Below are 2,572 nucleotides of genomic sequence, written 5' to 3'. Positions count from 1 at the left end.
AGAACACCCTACACGCCGCGTTACCCTATATAGGTCAAGCAATAGAACGTGACTGTAAATGTTATTTTTACTAGCTTCCTAACATCTCAAAGGGGCCTCACCCTCTTAATCTTACAAAGCCATTCTCTGCGGAAGAGTTGATGCCCTACAGCGATGCTGGACCAACAGCTTCAGAAATTAGTGCTACTTCCAGGCGCCGTACCATGAGTAAAGCATGCTCTAAAAAAAAGAAGAATACTGATCGAGTCAATAAGAAAGCTGTTTTTGGAGGTTTTTCCATCAACCAAATAGGGGGAGATGTGCAAATTCTCGGTTTAAGCGGGTTATTGTTTATAATTACGTTGTGCTCCATTCTGGAAAGTTTTGACCACGCTTAACAGTGTATCAACAAGATTATCCTGCAACTTATAATATTGGTGTGCAATAAATGCGACAGCGTGTACATGACAATCTTCAATTGCCCGTTGCTTGAGCTGAAAAACATCAGATTTTATGACAGAGTTTGCAAAATACCGGGTGCCTTCACACCCCAAATTTAGAACCGACAATGCAGGCTTTAAGATATTGTAAAGCTCTTCGACGCATTTCTAATTGTCGCTGAACACGCACACAAAACCCCGAATTGCTGGACAGAACCGCAATGAGTTGCACCCTGCCGAACAAAGCTGTCATTCTTTAGTCGTAAAAATTGTTTGTAATTTTACGACTAAAGAATGATTTTTGACGATTAATAGTCGTAAAAATTGCTTGTAATTTTACGACTAAAGATTGACTTTTGGCGATTAATAGTCGTAACATATCTCTATCTAGCTTTTAATAGGATGTACAAATGCACCCATCTTTTATCGGTCGACAACGAGAGTTAGCCTCGCTTAATCGACTTTTTATGAAGAAAACGTCTAGCCTTGTTGTGGTTCAGGGTAGGCGGCGGGTTGGCAAAAGCCGCCTAGTGGAAGAGTTTGCTAAAGATTATCCGTTTTATCAGTTCGTTGGCTTGCCGCCGAGGTTTGAGGCAACGGCACAAATGCAACGCAATGAATTTGCGCGTCAGTTGAATCAGCAAACCGGGTTGCCTGAGGTGCAAGCTGACGATTGGAGTAAATTATTTTTACTGTTGGCAGAAAAAATTAAACAAGGGCGGATGGTTGTGCTATTTGATGAAGTTTCTTGGATGGGATCAAAAGACCCAGATTTCTTGGGTAAACTCAAAAACGCTTGGGATCTCCACTATAAAAAAAATCCAGAGCTAATTTTTGTACTATGTGGTTCGGCTTCCCATTGGATTGAGAGAAATATTCTTGCAAGTACTGGATTTTTGGGTCGTATTTCCTTTCGATTAACTTTGGATGAACTTCCTATCAGAGATTGCAACAAGTTTTGGGGGGGATCAGGATCAAGGGTTTCAACTTACGAAAAATTAAAAGTTCTTTCTGTAACTGGTGGAATCCCTCGTTATCTTGAAGAATTAAAACCAACATTATCTGCTGAAGAAAACATCAAAGATTTTTGTTTTGTCAAAGGAGGAATATTGGTTAATGAATTTGATGAAATATTTTCTGATTTGTTTTCTACACGCAGCTCAACTTACAAGAGGATAGTTAAGGCATTAGCCAATGGGCCAATGGAGGTAAAAGAGGTTTGTCGCAAACTGGGAATAAGTCAAACTGGTTACATAAGTCAGCATCTAGATGATCTTGTAAAATCAGGATTTATTAGTCGTGATTATACCTGGAACATCAAATCTGGAGAGGACTCAAGGTTGAGCCACTTTCGACTCAGTGATAATTATTTACGATTTTATCTAAAGTATGTTGAAAAAAACCGTGCAAAAATTGAGAACGATGAATTTTCGTGGCGTTCTCTTGCCAGCCTACCGGGATGGGAAATTATAATGGGGTACCAATTTGAGAACCTTGTTCTCAAAAATCGTAAAATTATCAAAGAGAGATTAGGCCTGCAGGCAGATGAAGTCATAGCCGATAATCCGTTCTTCCAAAGAAAAACAGCAAAATTTCCAGGGTGTCAGATTGATTACTTGATACAGACTAAATTTGGAGGACTTTACGTATGTGAAATTAAGTTTTCAAAAAACCCTATCCTGCCAACGATTATTCCAAAGATGCAGGATAAGCTGAACCGATTGCATAATCCCAAGGGTTTTTCCTATCGTCCGGTGCTAATCCACGTTAACGGGGTTCATGAGGATGTGATCAATAGCGGTTACTTTGCGATGATTATTAACTTTAGTGAATTACTACAGCGAGATTCCTTGTAATTTGGAGCCGAGAGAAAAAGCCAGGCAGAAGGTTGGGAAGAAGAAGTTGCGGAGAGAACGGGGTTTAAGTAGATGCAAGCTAGAAACCTTAGATTTCATGCGGTTTGGGGGCCATATTTAAAAGTTCGATAATATTACTTATGGAAAACAAACCCCCGAAACCCGCATGAATAAAGGGTTTTAAAAAATCACCGCAATCAAACAAGAAAGCTTTATGAATTTACAGACTGCTTTAATGATTTACCAGAAGTGAACTTAACTTTCCTGCCTGCCGGAATTTGAATGGTCTCTCCTGTA

At 39.6% G+C, this 2,572-nt stretch carries 2 protein-coding genes; both read left to right on the top strand.

The features are described 5' to 3' along the window. The first annotated feature begins 203 nt into the window (after positions 1–203). On the top strand, positions 204–377 hold the full coding sequence (locus ABFQ95_08400; GenBank protein ID MEN8237535.1) for a hypothetical protein: 174 nt from the start codon (positions 204–206) through the stop codon (positions 375–377). A gap of 452 nt (positions 378–829) precedes the next feature. Continuing rightward, on the top strand, positions 830–2,275 hold the full coding sequence (locus ABFQ95_08395; GenBank protein MEN8237534.1) for an ATP-binding protein: 1,446 nt from the start codon (positions 830–832) through the stop codon (positions 2,273–2,275). Positions 2,276–2,572: the final 297 nt, after the last annotated feature.

It is taken from the genome of Pseudomonadota bacterium, from assembly GCA_039714795.1.
Lineage (GTDB): Bacteria > Pseudomonadota > Alphaproteobacteria > JAGOMX01 > JAGOMX01 > JBDLIP01.
Note: the sequence above shows the minus strand (reverse complement) of the source record. Positions and strands in the feature narration are given on the sequence as shown.